The 19819-nt window shown below is 64.8% G+C and carries 21 protein-coding genes; 10 read left to right on the forward strand and 11 right to left on the reverse strand.

The features are described from left to right. Positions 1-78: 78 nt before the first annotated feature. Together AC1RGE_RS25645 and AC1RGE_RS25650 are read right to left on the reverse strand one after the other, a co-directional pair. On the reverse strand, positions 79-1695 hold the full coding sequence (locus AC1RGE_RS25645; protein WP_492585228.1) for an alkaline phosphatase family protein: 1617 nt from the start codon (positions 1693-1695) through the stop codon (positions 79-81). Positions 1696-1936: 241 nt separating this feature from the next. Next, the gene (locus AC1RGE_RS25650; RefSeq protein WP_492585230.1) at positions 1937-2881 is read right to left on the reverse strand and encodes a LysR family transcriptional regulator; all 945 of its coding nucleotides are present in this window, start codon (positions 2879-2881) and stop codon (positions 1937-1939) included. Positions 2882-3035: 154 nt separating this feature from the next. Here AC1RGE_RS25650 and AC1RGE_RS25655 point away from each other — a divergent pair, with 154 nt between their 5' ends. Both AC1RGE_RS25655 and AC1RGE_RS25660 read left to right on the forward strand, forming a co-directional pair. Continuing rightward, positions 3036-5408, forward strand: a complete 2373-nt coding sequence (locus AC1RGE_RS25655) for a TonB-dependent receptor (RefSeq protein WP_492585232.1) — start codon at positions 3036-3038, stop codon at positions 5406-5408. Positions 5409-5474: 66 nt separating this feature from the next. Then, on the forward strand, positions 5475-6824 hold the full coding sequence (locus AC1RGE_RS25660; protein ID WP_072443766.1) for an aryl-sulfate sulfotransferase: 1350 nt from the start codon (positions 5475-5477) through the stop codon (positions 6822-6824). Positions 6825-6881: 57 nt separating this feature from the next. Here AC1RGE_RS25660 and AC1RGE_RS25665 read toward each other — a convergent pair whose 3' ends face one another. The 5 genes from AC1RGE_RS25665 to AC1RGE_RS25685 all read right to left on the reverse strand — a co-directional run bounded on the left by AC1RGE_RS25665 (position 6882) and on the right by AC1RGE_RS25685 (position 9303). Then, positions 6882-7223 (reverse strand): hypothetical protein, encoded by a 342-nt coding sequence (locus AC1RGE_RS25665; protein WP_170866341.1) that lies wholly within the window; start codon positions 7221-7223, stop codon positions 6882-6884. After that, a complete protein-coding gene (locus tag AC1RGE_RS25670) occupies positions 7220-7657 on the reverse strand; it encodes an SMI1/KNR4 family protein (protein WP_011058596.1) in 438 nt (145 codons plus the stop codon). Before AC1RGE_RS25670 ends, AC1RGE_RS25665 begins: the two co-directional genes overlap by 4 nt. Before the next feature lie 95 nt (positions 7658-7752). After that, complete coding sequence (locus AC1RGE_RS25675; protein WP_047335383.1) at positions 7753-8424, reverse strand: hypothetical protein; 672 nt, start codon at positions 8422-8424, stop codon at positions 7753-7755. Between the two features lie 75 nt (positions 8425-8499). After that, positions 8500-8715 (reverse strand): helix-turn-helix domain-containing protein, encoded by a 216-nt coding sequence (locus tag AC1RGE_RS25680; protein ID WP_011058598.1) that lies wholly within the window; start codon positions 8713-8715, stop codon positions 8500-8502. Between the two features lie 9 nt (positions 8716-8724). After that, complete coding sequence (locus AC1RGE_RS25685) at positions 8725-9303, reverse strand: hypothetical protein (protein WP_065364767.1); 579 nt, start codon at positions 9301-9303, stop codon at positions 8725-8727. Positions 9304-9530: 227 nt separating this feature from the next. Here AC1RGE_RS25685 and AC1RGE_RS25690 point away from each other — a divergent pair, with 227 nt between their 5' ends. Both AC1RGE_RS25690 and AC1RGE_RS25695 read left to right on the forward strand, forming a co-directional pair. Continuing rightward, complete coding sequence (locus AC1RGE_RS25690; protein WP_072452164.1) at positions 9531-9782, forward strand: helix-turn-helix transcriptional regulator; 252 nt, start codon at positions 9531-9533, stop codon at positions 9780-9782. Then, positions 9782-10978 carry a type II toxin-antitoxin system HipA family toxin gene (locus tag AC1RGE_RS25695; RefSeq protein WP_093407305.1) on the forward strand — a complete coding sequence of 399 codons (1197 nt, stop codon included), beginning with the start codon at positions 9782-9784 and terminating at the stop codon, positions 10976-10978. Before AC1RGE_RS25690 ends, AC1RGE_RS25695 begins: the two co-directional genes overlap by 1 nt. 179 nt (positions 10979-11157) lie before the next feature. Here AC1RGE_RS25695 and AC1RGE_RS25700 read toward each other — a convergent pair whose 3' ends face one another. From AC1RGE_RS25700 to AC1RGE_RS25715, 4 genes are all read right to left on the reverse strand, one after another. Continuing rightward, positions 11158-11634, reverse strand: coding sequence for a DUF6392 family protein (locus tag AC1RGE_RS25700; protein ID WP_015633728.1), 477 nt, complete (start codon positions 11632-11634; stop codon positions 11158-11160). Between the two features lie 150 nt (positions 11635-11784). Further along, a complete protein-coding gene (locus AC1RGE_RS25705; protein WP_065364769.1) occupies positions 11785-12990 on the reverse strand; it encodes a CynX/NimT family MFS transporter in 1206 nt (401 codons plus the stop codon). Further along, on the reverse strand, positions 12977-13438 hold the full coding sequence (locus AC1RGE_RS25710) for a nucleoside deaminase (protein ID WP_011058602.1): 462 nt from the start codon (positions 13436-13438) through the stop codon (positions 12977-12979). The genes AC1RGE_RS25705 and AC1RGE_RS25710 overlap by 14 nt, the downstream gene beginning before the upstream one ends. Positions 13439-13466: 28 nt before the next feature. Next, complete coding sequence (locus AC1RGE_RS25715) at positions 13467-14129, reverse strand: ankyrin repeat domain-containing protein (RefSeq protein WP_011058603.1); 663 nt, start codon at positions 14127-14129, stop codon at positions 13467-13469. 108 nt (positions 14130-14237) lie between these two features. Between AC1RGE_RS25715 and AC1RGE_RS25720 the strand changes: the two genes are divergently transcribed. The 6 genes from AC1RGE_RS25720 to AC1RGE_RS25745 all read left to right on the forward strand — a co-directional run bounded on the left by AC1RGE_RS25720 (position 14238) and on the right by AC1RGE_RS25745 (position 19607). Beyond that, on the forward strand, positions 14238-15101 hold the full coding sequence (locus AC1RGE_RS25720) for a LysR substrate-binding domain-containing protein (protein ID WP_011058604.1): 864 nt from the start codon (positions 14238-14240) through the stop codon (positions 15099-15101). Positions 15102-15613: 512 nt separating this feature from the next. Further along, a complete protein-coding gene (locus AC1RGE_RS25725) occupies positions 15614-16429 on the forward strand; it encodes an energy transducer TonB (RefSeq protein ID WP_011058605.1) in 816 nt (271 codons plus the stop codon). 55 nt (positions 16430-16484) lie between these two features. Beyond that, the gene (locus AC1RGE_RS25730; protein ID WP_011058606.1) at positions 16485-17210 is read left to right on the forward strand and encodes a MotA/TolQ/ExbB proton channel family protein; all 726 of its coding nucleotides are present in this window, start codon (positions 16485-16487) and stop codon (positions 17208-17210) included. Between the two features lies 1 nt (position 17211). Next, positions 17212-17613: an ExbD/TolR family protein gene (locus AC1RGE_RS25735; RefSeq protein ID WP_011058607.1), complete on the forward strand. Its 402-nt coding sequence runs from the start codon at positions 17212-17214 to the stop codon at positions 17611-17613. Positions 17614-18035: 422 nt separating this feature from the next. Next, positions 18036-18617, forward strand: a complete 582-nt coding sequence (locus AC1RGE_RS25740; RefSeq protein ID WP_011058608.1) for an alpha/beta hydrolase — start codon at positions 18036-18038, stop codon at positions 18615-18617. 57 nt (positions 18618-18674) lie between these two features. After that, positions 18675-19607 carry a sigma 54-interacting transcriptional regulator gene (locus AC1RGE_RS25745; protein ID WP_011058609.1) on the forward strand — a complete coding sequence of 311 codons (933 nt, stop codon included), beginning with the start codon at positions 18675-18677 and terminating at the stop codon, positions 19605-19607. Positions 19608-19819 lie beyond the last annotated feature (212 nt).

Consider the following 19819-nt stretch of genomic DNA (forward strand, 5'->3'; position numbering starts at 1 on the left):
CGAGAGCACTGCAAGACTTGAGGGCCTCTTCGCCGGCAAGCCGGCTCCTACGGGGGAAGGTGCAGGTACGGGTGGGGGTTACCACACGCCGATCTGTACCAGCTTTTCGCTTTCCGGCTCGCCGTAGCGAAAACGCTGGCCGCGCAGGTCGATTTCTTGATGGCTGATGGTGGTACGGCGTTTCAGGCCGCGCAGCCATTCCAGCACATATCCCAGGTGTTCTTCGCGCACCGCGGCATAGGCCGGATCGGCCCCCAGGTCGTGCAACTCCTGGGGGTCGTTGTGCAGGTCGAACAACTGCGGGCGCAAGCCATCGTAGGCCAGGTACTTCCAGCGCTCGCTGCGCACCATGGTCATGCGGCAGCGGTCGATGGGCTGGCCCAGGCGCTCTCGCGCAGGGGCCTGGAAGGCGTAGTCGTATTCGCTGATGGCGTAGCGGCGCCAGGCCGGTTCGGCGCCGTGCAGCAGGGGGATCAGCGAGCGGCCTTCCAGGCGATGCTCGGCCCCCGGCAGGCCCAGGGCCTCGAGAAAGGTCGGCAGGGCGTCGATGGTTTCCACCAGGCGTTCGTCCACGGTGCCGCGGCTGCTGTCTGCCGCCGTGCGCGGGTCGCGGACGATCAGCGGCACGCCCACCGCCGGTTCCAGCAGAAATTCCTTTTCCCCCAGGTAGTGGTCGCCAAGGAAGTCGCCGTGGTCGCTGGTGAAGACGATCAGGGTGTCGTCCCAGCGGCCGTTGCTCTGCAGGAAGTCAAACAGCCGGCCGAGCTGGTCATCCACCTGCTTGATCAGGCCCATGTAGGTGGGCACCACGTTCAGGCGCACCTCATCCCGGGAAAAATTCAGGCTTTCTTCATGCTGGCGGAAGGCGGCGTAGACCGGGTGATCGCTGAGCTGCCCTGGCGCGGCGCGCACCGCCGGGATCACCTGCTCCGGGCCATACAGCGAGTGGTAGGGCGCGGGTGCGATATAGGGCCAGTGGGGCTTGATGTAGGACAGGTGCAGGCACCAGGGCTGCTCGCCTTGTTCGCTGATGAAGTCGATGGCGCGGTCGGTGGTGTAGACGGTTTCCGAGTGCTCTTGCGCGACCCGGGCCGGCAGGTGGGCGTTGCGCATTTTCCAGCCGCTGCGGATTTCTCCCTGCTCGCCGGCCCCGGCGTTGGCCCAGTCGTGCCAGGGGTTGCGCCCTTGGTAGCCGAGGTCGCGCAGGTAGTGTGTGTAGGGCGCCGACTCGCGCTTGTCGTCGAATACCGGGTCGTCGGGGTAGATGCCGTCATGGCGGAAATAGGGCTCGAAGCCGACTTCGTTGAGCACCTCGGCCTGGGCACTTTCGGGGTCGATGGCCAGGCGTTGCAGGGCGTCGAGGTTGGGTGTGGCGTGGGTCTTGCCCACCAGCGCGGTGCGGATGCCGTGGGGTCGCAGGTAGTCCCCCAGGGTCAGTTCTTCAAGGGGCAGGGGCACGGCGTTCCAGGCCACCTGGTGGCTGCTGACGTAGCGCCCGGTGTAGGCCGACATGCGCGACGGGCCGCAGATGGTGCCCTGGGTGTAGGCGCGGCTGAAGCGCACCCCGGCGTTGGCCAGGCGGTCGATGTTCGGGGTATGCAGGTGCGGGTGGCCGTAGCACGAGAGGTAATCCCGGCGCAGCTGGTCGCACATGATGTAGAGCACGTTGCGCACGGGCGGATGGGTATTGGACATGGGGTTCACCAAGGGGAAGACAGGCGAGGTTTTTCGCCTCCGGCGGGGGCTTCCGGCAAGCGCATTTGCCGAATAGTTTCGATGCGTTTCATGCAATGCCGACCGGCCCCCCCACGTCGTGTGCGGACGGCAGGGTCTTGTAGGAGCTGGCTTGCCAGCGAAGGCGTCCCTGAGAGCGCTGCAAGGCTCAAGGGCCTCTTCGCCGGCAAGCCGGCTCCTACGGTGAGAGCATGCAGGTGGCTCAGACCGCCAGGTTGTCCAGGCTGCACACGTCCTCGTCCTGTTCGTCGATGCGCTTGATCTCGTCGATCATCGCCGCGGCCAAAGGCGACAGGCGATAGCCGGCGCGGCTGACGATGCCGTAGCGGGTGTAGAGCTCTTCCAGGTCGTCGGCCAGGCCGTCGATCTTCAGGCACACCAGCTCGCCCTTGGCGTTGTGCAACGCGTCGCTGTAGGAACCGACGATGCCGATGGCGTCCGAGCGCATGACCACCCCCAGCAGGCTGTAGCTGTTTTCGCATTCCACATTGGGCGTGAAGTCCGGCTTGCCGCTCAGGTCGACAATGACCTTGCGCAGGTTGGGCGGGCGGATGGTCACCGCCAGTGGGTAGCTCATCAGTTCGCTGGCGCTGACACTTTCGCGCTGGGCCAGGGGGTGCCCGGCGCGGGAGCAGAAATGCCATTTGCGCGGGCGCAGGCGCTGGGTCAGGTAGTCCGGATCGGCCTCGAAGTGCCGGGTGTCGGCAACGAAGAATTCGAACTCTTCGCTGAGCAGGCGCTTGCTCAGGCTTTGCCAGTCATCCACCTGGAACTGCACCCGGGCCTTGGGATAACGCCCGATGAAGCTGCCGATGGCCCGGGGGATCAGCCCTGCGGCTGGCGCCGGGCCACAGCCGAAGCGCAACTCTCCCGCTTCCAGGCCATTGAACTGGCTGATCTCGTTGGCCATCTGCTGGGCGCCGCTGACCAGCCGGCGCGCGTGCTCCAGCAGCAACTGGCCCTGCTTGGTCGGCGCCAGGTCCTTGCGCCCGCGATCCACCAGCTGGCAGCCGACGCTGTGTTCCAGGGCCTGGATGCTGCGGCTGAAGGCCGATTGCGAGAGGTTCACCGCCGCTGCGGCCGCGACAAAGCTGCGCTGTTCGGCGAGGGCGATGAAGTGGCGGAGCTGGCGCAGGTCGATATGCATTTTTCACATAAAAAATATCGGGGAAATGCATTGGCTATGCATTAGGTCGACTCCTTATAAAGGCAATCTCTTATGCAGTAAATCTTTGTAAAAACATAAATAAATAACTTTAAGGAATATACAAGGCTGTATATTTTCTGACCAGGAGCCGCCCATGAGCCCGTTGTCCCTCGCTTCACCCCTCTCGCCCCGGCGGCTCAAGCGCCTGCCCCTGGCGCTGTTGCTGGCCGGCAGTGCCAGTTGGACACCGACCTGGGCCGAAGAGGCCCCGGCGCCGCAAGCCACCCCGGCCAAGAGCAGTGCCAACAAGGCCAAGGCCGGTGATGGCCAGTTGCAGACGGTGACCGTCACTGCCCGTCGACGCGAGGAAAGCTCCCAGAGCGTGCCCACCCCCATGAGCGTGGTCAGCGGCCAGGCCCTGGAGAGCCAGCGGGTGTACCGCATCCAGGATCTGCAGCAACTGGTGCCCAGCGTCAACGTCGCCTACATGCATGCGCGCCAGTCCAGCGTGTCGATCCGTGGCCTGGGCAACAACCCGGCCAGCGACGGCCTGGAAGGCAGCGTCGGGCTGTACATCGACAACGTCTACCTCGGAAGGCCGGGGATGGCGGTGTTCGACCTGATGGACATCGAGCAGCTGGAAGTGCTGCGCGGCCCCCAGGGCACCCTGTTCGGCAAGAACACCACCGCCGGGGTGATCAACATCAGCACCCGGGCGCCGAGCTTCACCCCGGAGCGCAGCATCGAAACCTCCCTCGGCGAGGATGGATACTTCCAGACCAAGGGCACGATTTCCGGGCCGCTGACCGATGAGCTGGCGGGGCGTTTTTCCGCCTACCGCACCCGCAGCGACGGCGACATCAAGAACGAATTCGACGGCCACGACCTCAATGGCGGCTCACGCCAGGGCTTTCGCGGGCAGTTGCTGTACAAGCCCAATGAGAGCTTCAACCTGCGCTGGATCGGCGACTACAACGAAGAGGATTCCAGCGCCGGCACCCGAGTGCTGTACAGCACCGGCCCGACCATCAACGGCACCAATGTCTACGAGTCGCGCGCGGCGGCGGCCGGCGCGACCCTGGTCAATGGTTCGCACCGCAAGGTCAACCTGGACAACGACCAGCACGTGACGGTGTTCCAGGGCGGCACTTCGCTTGAGGCCAACTGGACCCTGCCCAGCGACTTCACCCTGACCTCGGTCAGCTCCTACCGCTGGTGGAATTTCACCCCGCGCAACGACGATGGCCTCAACGTTCCGGCCAGCTACAACGCCGGGGTTTCGGTGCAAGACAAGCAGTGGTCCCAGGAATTTCGCCTGGCCTCGCCCACCGGCGGCTTCTTCGACTACGTGCTGGGCGCCTACTACTTCGGCTCCGACCTGGACAACAAATCCTTCGCCTATTACGGGCCCAAGGCGGACATCTGGAACGGCACCCCGGCCGGCGCCCTGAGCAACGTCACCAGCATCGGCAACGGGCATATCCAGACCAACAGTTTCGCCCTGTTCGCCCAGGGCACCTGGCACCTCACCGAGCGCCTGGATTTCACCGCCGGCCTGCGCGGCACCTACGAGGAGAAAAGCGCCTGGGTGACCCGTAACGCCCCGGTGGGCGGCGTGGCGGTGGCCGGCGCCGCCGCCAACGCGCGGCGCGGGCGCACCGGAGCCTATGACTCCGGCGACCTCAACCAGTACAGCACCAGCCCCTCGGGCCTGCTCAACCTCAGCTACCGCATCACCGACGACCTGCTGGGCTACGCCACCCTGTCCCACGGCGAGAAGTCCGGTGGGGTCAACCTGACGGTGGGGTCGGCGCCTACCGCCGGGGCCGATTCGCTGCTGATCGGCACCGAGCGCGCCAACAACGCCGAGCTGGGTTTCAAGAGCACCCTGTGGGACCGCCGCCTGCAACTCAACGCCAACCTGTTCTGGACCCAGGTCAACGGCTACCAGACCAACGCCTACGACGACGTCAACCGCGTGCAGTACCTGACCAACGCCGGTTCGGTGCGCTCGCGCGGGGTGGAAGTGGAAAGCACCCTGGTGCCGATCCGTGGCCTGACCCTGAACCTCAACGGTTCCTACAACGACGTGCGCTACCTCTCCTACAAGGATGCGCCGTGCCCGCCGGAAGTCAGCCTGCGCCCCGGTGCTCCGGCCTCGTGCGATCTCAGCGGCCACCAGGTGGTGGGCGCCTCGAAATGGATCGGCAACGCCAACGGCGAATACAAGTGGAACCTGGACAACGGCCTGGAAGAGTACGTCACCGCCAGCTATGCGTTCCGTTCCAAGGCGGTGGGCACCGTGGAGGATTCCGAGTACGGGCAGATCCCCAGCTACGCCGTGGTCAACCTTTCCACCGGCTTGCGCGGCAACTACGAGCAGGGCCAGTGGGACGTTTCGCTGTGGCTGAAGAACGCCTTCGACAAGACCTACTACACCACCCTCTGGACCGGCGGCAACGGCGGTTACGAAGGCCTGCTGGGCACCCCGCGGACCTTGGGCGTGACCGGTCGCTACGATTTCTGATACCCGGCTTTTCGCACCTTGCGCCGGGTTCTCCGGCGCCTTTCGACTTGAATAGGAGTGCTTGTCATGTTGCGCCTCACCACCGCTTTGCCCCTGCTGCTGTCCACCGCCCTGCTGGCCTCGGCGGTGCAGGCCGCGCCCAGCGTCTACCCCACCGGCGTCACTCGCTACGACCCGGCCAGGGCCTATAACCAGTACGTGATCTTCAGTGGTGCCGATAAGCAGACCCACCTGATCGACATGAACGGCAACGAAGTGAAGAACTGGCCCCAGGCCGGTTTCCCCTCGGCCATCATCGACCCGCAACTGGTGGGCGGCGAGCGTGGCCGGGTGCTGTTGCAGCTCAAGGACAAGGAGCCCGGGCCCCTGGGTTCGGCGGGCAACGGCCTGGGCAACCAGAGCGTCGGCGAGCTGGACTGGAACGGCAAGCTGGTCTGGCAGTGGGGCGACCAGGCCCCGGGCGGCGCGGCCCAGCAGCATCATGACCAGCGCCGGCTGAGCAACGGCAACACCCTGGTGCTGGCCAACAAGGTGCACAAGGTGGCGGGGTTCAAGGTGCCCCAGGTAATCGACGACGCGATCTATGAAGTCAGCCCCGAGGGCCAGGTCAAATGGCAGTGGCTGGCCTCCGAACACCTCAAGGAATTCGGCTTTACCCCGGCGCAACTGAAGCTGGTGTACGGCACCGACAACCCGGACTACCTGCACATCAACAACCTCAGCGTGGTGGGCCCCAACCAGTGGTTCGACGCCGGTGATAAACGCTTCGCCCCGGACAACCTGCTGATCGACTCGCGCAACGCCAACTTCATCGCCATCCTCGACAAGCACAGCGGCAAGGTGGTCTGGCGCCTGGGGCCGAACCTGTCGCCGATCAACCCGAAGACCGCCGCCAAGGTGCCGCGCCCGGTGGACCAGTTCGTCGGCCAGCATGACGCCCACATCATTCCCGCCGGCTTGCCAGGGGCCGGGCATCTGTTGGTGTTCGACAACCAGGGCACCGCCGGTTACCCCTCGGTGCCCCTGGGGCTGATCGCCGGCTCCCGGGTGCTGGAGATCGACCCGATCAAGAACCAGATCGTCTGGCAGTACAGCGCCGCCAGTTCCCGGCAGCCGGGCTGGGCTTTCTACAGCTCGTTCATCAGCAGTGCGCGGCGCCTGCCCAACGGCAATACCCTGATCGACGAAGGCATGAACGGGCGCTTCTTCCAGGTGACGGCCGGCGGTGAAATCGTCTGGGAATACGTCAGCCCCTATCTGGGCAAGGCACCGGGCAGCGAGGCCATCAGCAACTGGGTGTACCGGGCTCTGCCGGTGAGTTACGACTGGGTGCCCCAGGGCACGCCGCGTTCGGAAACGGCAGTGAGCGTGCCGGACTCGGGGCTCAAACAGGCCAGTGCCAGCGCGGGGATTTGAGCTTGCGGCCGTGCTGTTGAGGCCGACCTGCGGCGAGGGCAGCCCTGGGTGACGGCCTCAGAAATAGAAGAACAGACCGGTGTCCCGTTCCAGGGCCAGTTGATTCAGGGCGATGAGCTTGTGGATAAGTTCATCCTCGGCCGTAGCGGCCCGGGTCAGGATCGACAGGGCCGTGGCCAGGGCGGCCTGGCCCTGGATCGACGCGTCCTCGTAGTCATCGATCAGGGTGCCCAGGGCACGGTTCAAACTGGGCAGTAGGTCGCTGCGGGACAGGGCTGCCCACTGCTCCGGGGACAGCGCCAGTTCCTCCAGGTCTCCTGGCAGGCACTGGTCCAGGTCCAGGCGTTGCTGGGCGTCTTTGTTGGTGGGCACGACTATCCATTTGCGCGGTGTGTTCATGGCTGCCACAGCTCGACAAAGGCCTTGAAATCGGCGGCCACCGGGTAACGGCTGGCGCTCTCGGGGTCGAAGATTTCCACCGCCACGGCCGGGCTGTTGAAGTCCAGGCAGATCAGCAGGCCGCCGGCATCCCGGGCAATCGGCAGGCAGCCTGCGGCGAGCCCCGGCACACGGCCAGGGCTGGCGTACCAGAGCAGGGTCCAGGGCTGGCTGCTCAGGCCGAATTCGAAGAACTCGCTGATGCAGGTGTAGCCGCCGTCATAGGCGAAGCCGCCGATCCCCGGCGTGGCGGCCTCGGCGTACTGCACCAGCTCCAGGTACAGCGACGGAAACTCGACGCCGAGGCGATGCTGCACCTGGGCGATCAGCTGTTCGTCCACGATAGATCCGGGTTCTATTTCCCAGGCATTCCAATCCAGGGTCATGCTCGACATGCGCCTTGTCGTTGAGGGGCCGCGCCCGCCCGATGGAGGATCGGGTGGGCGTCGAGGGGCGATTGTAGGCGTGTCGCTCGGTGCGGGGTAGGCGCTTATTTGCAGCTATGGCCTTCGGGCAGGGTGACGGTGTATTTGCGCTGCACCCGGTTGCGGAAGTCCAGGTTGTCCAGGCTTTCCTGCACCAGGAAATCCTCGACCTTGGCGTCCTGGCAGTCCTCGTTATAGGACGAGGCCCGCAGCAGGAATACCGTGCGCCGGCTCTGCTCGTCCTTGGCCTTGATGTTGAAGGTACTGAGGGTGGTGTAGCCGGTGCGCTCCGAGGAACCCACCGGGCCCCAGGTGGTGGTCGGGGTGCTGTTGCACACCAGGTTCTTGTCTTTATGGGTGCTCTGCTTGCACACCGTCTTGGTGCTGCTGGGCACCTGGCCGTAGTCGGTGGCGGTGTAGCGGTAGCTGACCTTTTCACTGCCCACGTCGAGGGTGAAGTTCATTCGGAACGGCGGATGGTTCTTGGGCAGCGACGTATCGGTGTAGACCTGCTTGAAACCCATGCCATGCAGGGCGGCGACCATGTCGCGCAGGTAGTAGCTGGCGTTGAGGCCGTGGGCATCGTTGGCTCCGTTGATGCTTACCAGCACCGGGGCCTGAGGGTCGAAGTAGTAGTCCGGGGCCGGAGTGGCGGCAATCGCCACTTCGAGTTTGTTGGCGCAGCCGGTCAAAAGACAGGCGAGCAAAAGCAGCGGGCAGAGCAGGTAGCGAGTCATGAATAAGCCAATGTGCAACGTGAGGAGTGGTAAGGCTTTAACGATCGGGACTCGGATCAAACAAACGCGGGGGTGTCACGCGGGCTCGGTGGCCTGATATTCCAGCAGGTCGCCGGGCTGGCAGTCGAGTGCGGCGCAGAGTTTGTCCAGGGTCTCGATTTTCATCCCCTTGACCTTGCCATTTTTCAGCAACGACAGATTGGCCTCGGTAATGCCCAGGATGGCGGCCAACTCTTTCGAGCGAATCTTGTTTTTAGCCATGACAACGTCAAGCCGAACGATAATGGTCATCTCATTGTTCTATATGTAGTGACTGTGCTCATCACTGAGGACTTTGGCGTCGCGCATGATAATGGAAAACGAGCAGAGCAAGATTCCTTTGACCACCTCGTAGGCCGCGTAGGACGAGAAGCCCGCGGAAATCTGCAGGATGCGCTGGCCGGGCGGCAGGTCGATGGACAGGGCCAGGCCTTGCAGGGTTTCCATCATCGGGAACGTGGCCGGGGCGACTATCCACAGCATGCCCACGCGCCAGAGGATGCGGATGTTGCGATCGCTCCAGGTTTCGCCACGGGACAGGCGCAGGAAGAACACGCCGGTCAGGTACAGGGCGAAGCTCGACAGCAGCAGTGGCAGGAAGTCGAGGATCACCAGCAGGGCGAAGCTCAGCGACGAGAGCTTGAAGTCGGCTTCCAGCAGGCGCGGCGAGTGTTCGGCGAATACGCTGAGCAGGGCGCCCAGGACCTGGTCCTTGCTGTAGATCCAGAGCCCGGCATTGCCGCCCAGCTCCACCACGCCCATGACCCAGGCCAGGATCGCGGCCAGCAGGCCGACCCGTCGTAAGCGGTACTGGGCCGAGCCGTTGATTTGGGAGTTCATGCGTTATTCCTTGCAAAACTTTGGGGGTGGCAAATTATTGATAAAAAATTATCGAATTACAATAATTTATTTTCAATAATCGTCACGACTCCAAGCCGGGAATCATGCTGTGGCGAGGGAGCTTGTTCCCGTGCGTGCGGCCGGCGTCCCGGCGCGCAGTGGTGCTTTGATTTTCTGCTATGTTAGGTATACGTTACATACCTTAAATTTTGTTACGTATATAGAACATGGACTACTTTCTTATCACCGCGCGCCTTGGCGAGCAGGTTCGCCAGCGCCGCCTGCATCGTGGCCTGACCCAAGCCGGCCTGGCCGCCTTGGCCGGCGTGACCCGGCAGAAGGTCATCGCCATCGAGCGGGGCGATTTGTCGGTGGGCATGGCGGCCTATGCGCGGGTGCTGGGAGCCCTGGATTGTGAACTCACCCTGGTGCCGGCTGCCATGCCGACATTGGACGAGATCCAGAGAGTGTTCGACTGATGGCCACGGTTCTGCAGGTATCAACCCCGGCCGGTGAGAGCGGAAAAATCCACCGTGGCGCTGGTGATTATCTGTTTCGCTATCAGGATGATGCCCGGGTGCAGGCGGCGATCAGCCTGTTGATGCCTGTGCGTCTGGATGACTACCGTTATCGGGAGTTGCACCCGATCTTCCAGATGAACCTGCCCGAAGGCTATGTGCTGGAACAATTGCGCAACCGCCTGGCCAAGGTGGTGAAGGTCGACCCGATGTTGCTGCTGGCGCTGTCCGGCAGCAGTGCGCCGATCGGGCGGGTCGCGGTGAGCTCGCCCGAAGTCGATGGGCTGTTGCAGCGACAGCAGTTTCCCGGGGAGAAACTGGAAGAAATCCTCGCGTGGGATGGCGCCGAGGATATTTTTGCCGACCTGGTGGACCGCTACATCCTGCGTGCCGGGATATCTGGCGTGCAACCCAAGGTCATGGTGCCCGAGCGGCCTGATGCTGGAGCGCGGCGCTTTACCTCGAACACCTGCGAACTGATCATCAAGAGCGGCCGGGATGAGTTTCCGGGGTTGGCAATCAACGAGTTCCTTTGCATGTCGGTGGCCAGGGAGGCGGGGATCGCGGTGCCCGAGTTCTACCTCTCCGATAACGCCAAACTGTTCGTCATGCGCCGCTTCGATCGGGACGAGCAGCTCGGTTGCCTGGGGTTTGAAGACATGGCGGCGTTGATGGGGCTGGGGGCGGAGCAGAAATACAGCAAGAGCTATTCGGCCATTGCCAAGGCCGTCCGCCTGTTTTGCCCGCCTGAGCAGGTGCCAGGTTCACTGGCGCAGTTGTTTGCCATGGTCAGCCTGAGCTGCATTGTGGGGAATGGCGATGCCCACCTGAAAAACTTCGGGCTGTTGTATTCCGATCCTGGTCAGCGCGATGCGCGGTTGGCGCCGGCCTACGACATCGTCAACACCACGGCCTACATCCCGCAGGACGTGCTGGCCCTGGATCTGCTGGGCAACAAGTCCCTGTTTGCTTCGCGGCAGGGGTTGCTGGAGTTTGCCAAGGTCTGTGATGTGGCTCGTCCGCAAGAGGTCATTCGCGGGCAGCTGGCAGCACTGGAGCGGGTGTTGAACCGATCGGCCGAATGGGCCGAACGGGCCCCGAATGTCGTCGCCGCGATCCGGCACTGTGCCGAGCCCTTTATGAAAACCTTTGGCTAATGCCTTTGTCGCCGGGCCGTGCGTGGCGGCGGCCTACCGGCCGCCACGTACCCTGTCGCCGCTGCCGAGCCTGCGAGGCTGCGAAAAGGACCGCAGGGCCTTGCTTGGCGATCTCGCGCCGGTCCTCTGATGCCTGGCGGATCGCCGCGAGTTTCCACGAGCCACTCTGTGTGGTCGAATCAGTCGCGCTGCGGCTCCAGCAAGTCGAACGACAGGACCTTGATCTGCCGGTCGGCGCTATAGACGAACCCAACCCGCGCACCGGGATGCAGGTGCTCCGGCAGGCGGTAGCTCTCCCAGGCGTTGAGCGTGTATTGCCCATCTGCTGATGGCCTGCGCTCCCCCGATCGCAGGGGCGTACCCAGCAGGTTGCGGATGTCGGCGTGGGTCATGCTGCGCGAGAACGGGGCGGGCAGCTCGCCCCTGTAGAAGGAGCGCCCCTGTTCAAGGGGCATGAGTTCGATCAATACCTTTTCCAGGGCCAGGCTGTCTTCCCAGAAGTCCAGCATCAGGCCGGGCTCGACGATCACGGTCAGCCAATCGAATTCATCGTAGATCTTGTCCGTCGGGGTCTCGATGCGTTCTCCCCGGGCGATCAGTTCTTCATGGCTGAGCCCCAGGCTGCTTACCCAGCGGCCGATCGTTGCAGCGTCCATCGCTATTCCTGTGTCCTGAGTTGAGTGTGTGCCCGTTGTCGCGAGTGGCGTTGGCGGCCGATCTTAGCCGGTCGAGAAGGATAGTGGTGCTGTGGCGACATGAAGAACGCCGCCTGCCGTGCTGGCAGGCGGTGGGTTGGAGGGCCGGTGTCAGGCCGGTTGGGGCGCGGTATCGAGCTGGGCCCGGGCCTGATAGCTGGCGGGGCTGAAGATCCGGGTCAGGAACAGCATCGCCAGGACACCCACGATCAGCACCCACCAGGCGCTGACAAAGCTGCCGGTGACTTGCCGCAGCCAGCCGCTGAGCCATGGCGAGACGGCGTTGATCAGAAAGCCCACGCCCTGGACAAAAGCCGCCAGTTGCCCGGCTTCCCGAGGGTCGCGCCGGTGATCCAGGGTGAGGATCAGGCTCAGGGCAAAGCACGCTCCGAGGCCGAAGCCGATCAGCGCCACCCACAGGTGCGGGCTCTGCAAGGGCCACAGCACCAGCCCGAGAAAACCCGCGGCCTGGGCCGCGAGGCTGATGCCCAGCAGCGGGCGGCGGTCGCTGCTGCGCTGGGCCAGGGCCGGCATCAGCAGGGCGGCGCTGACTTGGAACAGGGTCATGAAGGCCAGCAGCGAACCGCTCTGGCTGGCGCTCCAGCCCATCTGCAGGTAGTAGGCCGGCAGCCAGGCGACCATGCTCATGTAGCCGCAGTTCACCAGGCCGAAATACAACGCCAGCAGCCAGGCGCGGCGGTTGTTCCAGAGCCCGGCCAGGGGAGCCGGGCTGCCGTTGCGGCGGCCGGCCCCCAGGGGCAGGCAGGCCCAGAGCAGCAGCGCCGCCATCGCCGGTAGCAGCCAGACGCCAAGCCCCGCCTGCCAGTTGGCGAAGTGGCTGGCCACCTGCGGGCTGAGCAGGGCGGCAATGCCGCCACCGCCCATCAGCGAGGCCGAGTAGACGCCCATGGCCAGGGCCACCCGGTGCTGGAACTGGCGCTTGATCAACGCCGGTACCAGGGCCTGGATCAAGGCCACCCCGGCGCCGCCGAGCAGGGCGGTGGCGAGCAAGGCCGCGGCCTGGCCGAAGAACAGCCGCACCAGGCAGGCCAGCAGCACCAGCAGCAAGCCCAGGGAAACGCCCCGACGCTCGCCCAGGCGGGCTTCGATGCGTACACCGAGCAAGGCCACCAGGCCCATGCAGATCACCGGCAGGCTGGTGAGCCAGGCGCTGCTCTGGAAGCTCATGCCGGTGGCGCCGCGGATCTCGTTGAGCAGCGGGCTGACCGAGCTGAGGATCGGCCGCAGGTTCAGCCCCAGGCACACCAGCAGGGCCCAGCCGGCCCAGCGCTGGAAGGTGGATTCAGTTCGCTGCATGACGCTCCTGCCAATCCTGGTAGAGGGCGCTCATCGCTGCCTGGGGCAGGTGCAGCACCGGCAGGCGCTGGGCTTCCAGGGGCTTGCTCAGTTGCTGGTAGATGGCCGCGGTGGACAGGCCGAACGGCTCAGCTTGCTCATTGCTGGCAGCGAATACCGCGCGGGACACGCCGCACAGGTACATGGCGGCCAGGCACATGGGGCAGGGCTGGCCGCTGGCGTAGATCACGCAATCATCCAGGCGCGGGCCCAATTGCCTGCTGGCGGCGCGGATGGCCAGCATCTCGGCGTGGGCGGTGGGGTCCTGGCTGAGGTGGATTTCATTCACCGCCTCGGCCAGTACCCGGCCGTTGCGCACCAGCAATGCGCCGAACGGGCGGCCGCCCTGTTCGACATTGCGCCGGGCCAGTGCCACGGCCTGTTGCAGGTAGTGTTGATCGTCGTGCATGCAAGGTTCCTTCAAAAGAGGGGCCGGCTCAGGCAGCGCCGGCATCGCGCAGCAGCTTGGCGATGGCGCCCTGGCCACGGCGCTCGGCCTGTTGCAACGGGCTGAGGCCGGCACGGTCCGGCAGGTTCAGGTCGGCGCCGGCGGCAATCAGTTGGGCGACGATCTGTTGGTGCGCCGGGCCGCCGTCGGACAGCACTATGGCTTCCATCAGGCAGGTCCAGCCCAGGTGGTTGACGTGGTCCAGCTCGACGCCGGCCTCGATCAGCAGGCGCACGGTTTCCACGTGGCCGCGTTCGCAGGCCGGGATCAGCGCGGTGCCGCCGTAGCGGTTGGTGCTCTTGAGGTCGGCGCCGTGGGCCAGGGTCAGCTTGAGGATTTCGTTGTGACCGCTGGCGCCGGCCAGCAGGTAGGGGCTGTCCTGGATCAGGTTCTTGCGGTTGACGTCGGCCCCGGCCTCGATCAGCGCCCGGGCGATGTCGATGCGGTTGTCCCGGGTGGCCACCAGCAGCGGGCTGCTGCCGTCCAGGCCACGGCCATCGAGCGCCGCGCCTTGCTCAAGCAACTGTTGCACCTGTTGCAGTTGCCCCTTGCGTACCGCTTCCAGCAACGCGCCATCGCTGGCCATGACCACCCCCGCAGTGAACAGGCCGGCGGCGATCAGGCCGCGTTTGAGAAAACGCTTGAGTTGCATGAGAACCTCCCGTTCCGGCTGATGAAAGGGAAGTATGGTGACGGCTCTGGGTATCCTGAAATTAAATATAATCATGCCAACCAGTGGCAGTCAGGATGGTAGGTCAACATGTTGGATCCGGTGTTGTTACGCAGTTTTGTCGCGGTCGCCGACAGTCAGAACTTCACCCGCGCCGCCGAGCGCCTGCACCTCACCCAGTCCACTGTGAGCCAGCAGGTGCGGCGCCTGGAAGAGAGCCTGGGCTGCCAGTTGCTGGACCGTGACCAGCGCCGGGTGGTGGCCACGGTGGAGGGCGAGCGGCTGCTGGCCTACGCCCGGCGCATCCTGGCGCTGCATGAAGAGGCCAGCGATATGCTGGTCAACCAGCGCGGCGAAGAAGTCCTGCGCCTCGGGGTGCCGGAAGATTTCGCCGCCGAGCGCCTGATGCCCATGCTCTCGCGCTTTGGCCTGGACTACCCGGCAGTGCGCCTGGAGGTCAGCAGCGGCCTGGGCCCTGAGCTGTTGCGCCAGTACCGGCGGGGTGAGTTCGACCTGCTGCTGGTCAAGCAGATGGGCCACAGCGATGACTGCGTGGACTCCTGGCCCGAGCCGCTGTGCTGGGTCGATAGCGTTCGCCAGCCCGCCTTTGGCCGCGATCCGTTGCCTTTGGTGGCGTTCCCGGTAGGCGGCCTGTACCGCCAGGAAATGCTCCATCACCTGGAGGTCGGAGGCTGGCCGTGGCGCATCGCCTATTCCAGCGCCAGCCTGGCCAGCGTCTGTTCGGCGGTGGCGGCGGGCCTGGGCATCAGCCTGTTGCCGGTACGGGTGCTGGGCAAGGGGCATCGCGTGCTCGACGCCGACAGCGGTTTGCCGGACATCCAGGGCGTGCGCCTGGCGTTGTACGCCGGCAGTGGCTTGAGCCGGGCCGGCAAGGAGCTACAGGAACAGTTGCGGGCAGTGGCAAGCGTCAAGCCGCAAGTGGCCAGGCGATAACTGTCTGCTGGTTGGCCAGGTTCGTCTGCACCAGGGCTGTACAGGCCGATCATCCGGGGGGCGAGTTGCGGAACAGGTTCGTCTAGCCGTCGCGCGTTCGATAACAGGCGGCCGCCGGGATCTCATCGCCTCATGCCGGTAGCACAGTGCCCCAGCGGCACTGGAATGCCCCTTCACAAGATTGTTCAAGCAGCGCAAGGGCTGATCTTGAGGGGGCGCTGCTGCTTGGAGAGCTGTTCCATCCTCCGCCAAGCGTCTTGTTTCGATGCTTTGCGGGAATATTTTCGATGCCCGCAAGGCATGGTGTTTTTCCCTCTTGGCTGCAGCCCCTGAACCACGGGGCCTGGGGCTTTTTCGCGAAATCATGTATTCGATTTCGATCTATCTATAACTTGAAAGATTACTTTAAGAGATAAGCGCGGGGCACTGATCATTGACCCCGCGGCACCGTTGCGTGGGGGCAGTTCAAACGCCGGTGCCGGGTTTTTCAAAAGATCGTAGGGAGTGAATCCATGGGCAATGTCCAGACCGCCGCCAGTGCACACGAGGTGCTGTGGCGCCAGGCACCGAGCGGCGAGTTGGTCGACCTCGGCCGGCCTCACCGCTTGCCGCTGGGCCAATTGCGTCTGCAACGCACGCCCAAGGGGATATTGCGTCGCCGTGAGGCCATCATCCTCGGCGCCGCGGCCCTGGTACTGCACGCGGCAGTGATCTACTGGCTGAGCCAGAAGCCGACCCCGGTGCTGCCGATCGTGCCGCCGGAAATCCCGCCCATGACCATCGAGTTCTCGCGCCCGGCGCCGCCGGTGGTCGAGCCCCCACCGCCACAACCGGTACAGCCGGTGGTGGAGCCGCCACCGCCGGTGGAGGACGAGCTGGCCGTGAAGCCGCCACCGCCCAAGCCGGTGCCCAAACCCAAACCCAAGCCGGTGCCCAAGCCCGAGCCGAAACCTGCGCCCAAACCGGTGCAGCAGACTCCGGCGCCGCCACAGCCCGCGGCCCCGGTAGCCGCTCCGGCTCCGCCCGCGCCACCGGCCCCGGCGCCCGTGACCCCGGCTTCGGCGAATGCCGCGTACTTGAAGAACCCGGCGCCGGAATATCCGTCGCTGGCCCAGCGTCGCGGTTGGGAAGGCACGGTGTTGCTGCGGGTGCATGTACTGGCCAGCGGCAAGCCGGGCGAGATCCAGATCCAGAAGAGCAGTGGTCGCCAGCAACTCGATGACGCCGCCCTGGCCGCGGTCAAGCGCTGGAGTTTCGTCCCTGCCAAGCAGGGCGACGTGGCCCAGGACGGCTGGGTCAGCGTACCCATAGATTTCAAGATTCATTGAGCCGCAAGGCCGATCAACCAACACGCGCTAAACGCTTACACAGAGGGAACACATCATGACGTTACTGGCATCTCCACTGGAATCCATCGAAAGCGCGGTGATCTGGCTGTTGGTGGTCTTCTCCGTCGCCACTTGGGGCCTGGCCCTGGTCAAGGGCGTGCAGTTCGCCCGCCTCAAGTCCCAGGATCGCAAGTTCCACAATCAGTTCTGGGCAGCGTCCAGCCTCGACTCCGCTGCCTCGTTGAGTGAAACCCAGCCCGGCGCGGCGGCCCGGGTGGCCCAGGCCGGCTATGCGGCGATCCAGGTTGGCGAAGCGCCCCACGCGGCGGACCTGAGCCAGGCAATCAACCACCAGGACCGTCTCGAACGTGCCCTGCGCCAGCAGATCGTGCGTGAGCGTCGTTCCCTGGAAACCGGCCTGGCGGTGGTTGCCAGTATCGGCAGCACCTCGCCCTTCATCGGCCTGTTCGGCACCGTGTGGGGGATCATGGAAGCCTTGAAAGGCATCAGCGCTGCTGGTTCGGCGAGCCTGGAAACCGTGGCCGGTCCCATTGGCGCAGCCCTGGTGGCGACGGGGGTGGGGATCGCCGTCGCAGTGCCGGCGGTGCTGGTCTACAACTACTTCCTGCGGCGCCTGAAGCTCACGGCCGCGGACCTGGACGACTTCGCCCACGACTTCTACAGCCTGGCGCAGAAGAACTCCTTCCGCGTGCTGATCCACCCGAGCGTGCACAAGGCCGCGGCCCAGGGCAGCCCGCAAAAAGTGAAGGAGGCGTCCTGACATGGCCTTTTCCACCCAAGACAGCGATGAAGTGCTGAGTGAGATCAACGTCACACCGCTGGTGGACGTGATGCTGGTGCTGCTGGTGGTGTTCATCGTCACCGCACCGCTGCTGACCAACGCCATTCCGATCAACCTGCCCAAGACCGAGGCCGTGGCCCCGGTGGAGCAGAAAGACCCGCTGGTGGTGAGCATCGACGGTGCCGGCAAACTCTTTATCAACAAGGACGAGATCCAGCCGGACCTGCTGGAAACCAACTTGCAAGCGGCCAAGGCCAAGGACCCGCAAGTGCGGGTCCAGCTGCAGGCCGACGATGGCGTCAACTACGGCGAAGTGGCCCGGGCCATGGCGTCCATCGAGCGTGCGGGCATCACCAAACTGTCGGTGATTACCGCGCGCTGAGACCGAGCAACAACGCCACGACTTTTCAGGCCGTCTCCTTGGCAGGGTGCGGCCTTTTTTTGCCTGGCGAAAAAGCCCCCGCAAGAACACCACCGTAATCGCGCCAGCCGTAGGCGCTGGCTTGCCAGCAAAGGCGTCCTTGAGCGCGGTGCAAGGCTTGCGGGCCGTTTCGCCCGCAAGCCGACCCCTACAAGAACACCGCCGTAATCGCGCTAGATGTAGGAGCTGGCTTGCCAGCGAAGGCGCCCTTGAGCGCGGTGCAAGGCTTGCGGGCCCCTTCGCCGGCAAGCCGGCTCCTACGGAGGCCGGGGGGAAGTTTTATATTCGTTTAAGGCATTAATAAATAGCTTCTTATTCCTTAACGAATATAAATCCCCTCCCTATACTCGTCCGGGAACAGACACGCAGCAGGAGAGTTCCCCATGCGCAACGAATCCATTCGCTACTTGATTGTGCCGGGCTGGCAAGGATCGCCAGAAGATCATTGGCAAACCCACTGGCAGAACAGCCTGCCCAACAGCGCGCGGGTGGAGCAGGCCGACTGGCTGACGCCGCGCCGCGAAGATTGGGTGGCGGCCCTGGCCGAGGCCATTGCCGCCGACGACACTCCGGTGATCCTGATTGCCCACAGCCTGGGTTGCATTACCGTGGCTCATTGGGCCGCGCGCGCGCCCGTAGCGGCCCTGCGCCAGGTGCGCGGTGCGTTGCTGGTGGCCCCGGCGGACGTCGAGCGCCCGGCCTGTGCCCCGGCGCTGCGCAATTTCGCGCCGATCCCCCGGCACCTGCTGCCGTTCCCCAGCCAAGTGGTCAGCTCGGATAACGACAGTGCCGTGAGCGCGCCGCGGGCCCTGGAGCTGGCCCGTGACTGGGGCGCCGAAGCCGGGATCCTGGCCGGCGCCGGCCATATCAACGTCAAGTCCGGCCACCATCGCTGGGAGCAGGGTTTCGCCTATCTGTACCGCTTGCAGAACCGCATGGAACAACACGCCCTGCGTCGTGCCTGATCGTCCTTTTTTCGTTTAAACGCCCCGTCCCCCGGCGGTCTGGGGCGGGAGCCTGCCATGAGTGCCCATACCCCATTCGGTCAGCCGTTGCTGACCTTTCCCGATGCCGAGAAAAGCCCCCTGAGCATCCGCGCCAAGGCGCTGGTGTTCGTCGACCCGCGCTCGCGGCAGTTGCGCGAAGAGCTGGAGCAGCTGGCGCCGCGTTCGGTCTCGGTACTGATCCGTGGCGAAACCGGCACCGGCAAGGAGCTGCTGGCCCGGCACATCCACCGTGCCAGCGATCGCAGTGGCCTGTTCGTCTCGGTGAACTGCGGCGCCATCAGCCCGACCTACGCCGACGCCGAACTGTTCGGTTATGCCGCCGGCAGTTTCAGCGGTTCGGCCAGCAGCCGCGCCGGCTGGTTCGGCTCGGCCAACGGCGGGACCCTGTACCTGGATGAAATCGGCGACCTGCCGCTGCCGATCCAGACCAAGCTGCTGGCCGCCCTGGAGAACCACGAAGTGACCCGGGTCGGCGCCCAGCAACCGAGCCCGGTGGACGTGCGCCTGGTGGCGGCCACCAGCATCGACCTGGCCCAGGCGGTGGCGGCGGGCAAGTTTCACGAGCGCCTGTATCGCTACCTCAGCGAAGGCCAGCTGGAACTGCCGGCGCTGCGGGAACGGGTGGGAGACATCGAGTCCCTGGCCGAATACTTCCTCGGCATCTACAGCCAGCGCCTGGACCTGCCGGTGCCGCTGATCAGCGAAGCCGCGCAGCAGGCCCTGAATCGCCACAGCTGGCCGGGCAACACCCGGGAGCTGGAGAACGTCATCCACTTTGCGCTGCTGGTCAGCAGCGGCGAGGAGATACTGCCCGAGCACCTCAACCTGCCGCCGACGCCCTCGCCGCTGGAGCAGATCCAGCAGTTGTTGCAGCAGATCGCCGAGATCGGATCCGCTGTCGAGCGCCAGGCGCTGCACCAGTTGCTGCAACGCACCGCCCTGACCTGAAACCCCGGCCACCGTAGGAGTTGGCTTGCCAGCGAAGGCCTCCGCTAGGGCGACGTAGGGCCGGAGGGCCTCTTCGCCGGCAAGGCTGGCCCGGCAGGTGGGAAATCGCAGGCTAGAGCGCCGGGAGGCTGTATGAACAAAATGGAATATGAACGTGAATAAAAGATATTGTTCGGGAATAAAAAATCTCGGTATTGTCCGCCTCACGCCAG

This window comes from Pseudomonas sp. GW823-FHT02C05, assembly GCF_058797595.1.

Bases quoted from the DNA above. Each gene is read 5' to 3' on its own strand.
- AC1RGE_RS25675 (WP_047335383.1), bottom strand. From the start codon at position 8,424: ATGACTCGCTACCTGCTCTGCCCGCTGCTTTTGCTCGCCTGTCTTTTG.
- AC1RGE_RS25645 (WP_492585228.1), bottom strand. From the start codon at position 1,695: ATGTCCAATACCCATCCGCCCGTGCGCAACGTGCTCTACATCATGTGC.
- AC1RGE_RS25715 (WP_011058603.1), bottom strand. From the start codon at position 14,129: ATGCAACTCAAGCGTTTTCTCAAACGCGGCCTGATCGCCGCCGGCCTG.
- AC1RGE_RS25670 (WP_011058596.1), bottom strand. From the start codon at position 7,657: ATGTCGAGCATGACCCTGGATTGGAATGCCTGGGAAATAGAACCCGGA.
- AC1RGE_RS25655 (WP_492585232.1), top strand. From the start codon at position 3,036: ATGAGCCCGTTGTCCCTCGCTTCACCCCTCTCGCCCCGGCGGCTCAAG.
- AC1RGE_RS25745 (WP_011058609.1), top strand. From the start codon at position 18,675: ATGAGTGCCCATACCCCATTCGGTCAGCCGTTGCTGACCTTTCCCGAT.
- AC1RGE_RS25730 (WP_011058606.1), top strand. From the start codon at position 16,485: ATGACGTTACTGGCATCTCCACTGGAATCCATCGAAAGCGCGGTGATC.
- AC1RGE_RS25705 (WP_065364769.1), bottom strand. From the start codon at position 12,990: ATGCAGCGAACTGAATCCACCTTCCAGCGCTGGGCCGGCTGGGCCCTG.
- AC1RGE_RS25665 (WP_170866341.1), bottom strand. From the start codon at position 7,223: ATGAACACACCGCGCAAATGGATAGTCGTGCCCACCAACAAAGACGCC.
- AC1RGE_RS25690 (WP_072452164.1), top strand. From the start codon at position 9,531: ATGGACTACTTTCTTATCACCGCGCGCCTTGGCGAGCAGGTTCGCCAG.
- AC1RGE_RS25695 (WP_093407305.1), top strand. From the start codon at position 9,782: ATGGCCACGGTTCTGCAGGTATCAACCCCGGCCGGTGAGAGCGGAAAA.
- AC1RGE_RS25740 (WP_011058608.1), top strand. From the start codon at position 18,036: ATGCGCAACGAATCCATTCGCTACTTGATTGTGCCGGGCTGGCAAGGA.
- AC1RGE_RS25725 (WP_011058605.1), top strand. From the start codon at position 15,614: ATGGGCAATGTCCAGACCGCCGCCAGTGCACACGAGGTGCTGTGGCGC.
- AC1RGE_RS25650 (WP_492585230.1), bottom strand. From the start codon at position 2,881: ATGCATATCGACCTGCGCCAGCTCCGCCACTTCATCGCCCTCGCCGAA.
- AC1RGE_RS25685 (WP_065364767.1), bottom strand. From the start codon at position 9,303: ATGAACTCCCAAATCAACGGCTCGGCCCAGTACCGCTTACGACGGGTC.
- AC1RGE_RS25720 (WP_011058604.1), top strand. From the start codon at position 14,238: ATGTTGGATCCGGTGTTGTTACGCAGTTTTGTCGCGGTCGCCGACAGT.
- AC1RGE_RS25710 (WP_011058602.1), bottom strand. From the start codon at position 13,438: ATGCACGACGATCAACACTACCTGCAACAGGCCGTGGCACTGGCCCGG.
- AC1RGE_RS25700 (WP_015633728.1), bottom strand. From the start codon at position 11,634: ATGGACGCTGCAACGATCGGCCGCTGGGTAAGCAGCCTGGGGCTCAGC.
- AC1RGE_RS25660 (WP_072443766.1), top strand. From the start codon at position 5,475: ATGTTGCGCCTCACCACCGCTTTGCCCCTGCTGCTGTCCACCGCCCTG.
- AC1RGE_RS25735 (WP_011058607.1), top strand. From the start codon at position 17,212: ATGGCCTTTTCCACCCAAGACAGCGATGAAGTGCTGAGTGAGATCAAC.
- AC1RGE_RS25680 (WP_011058598.1), bottom strand. From the start codon at position 8,715: ATGACCATTATCGTTCGGCTTGACGTTGTCATGGCTAAAAACAAGATT.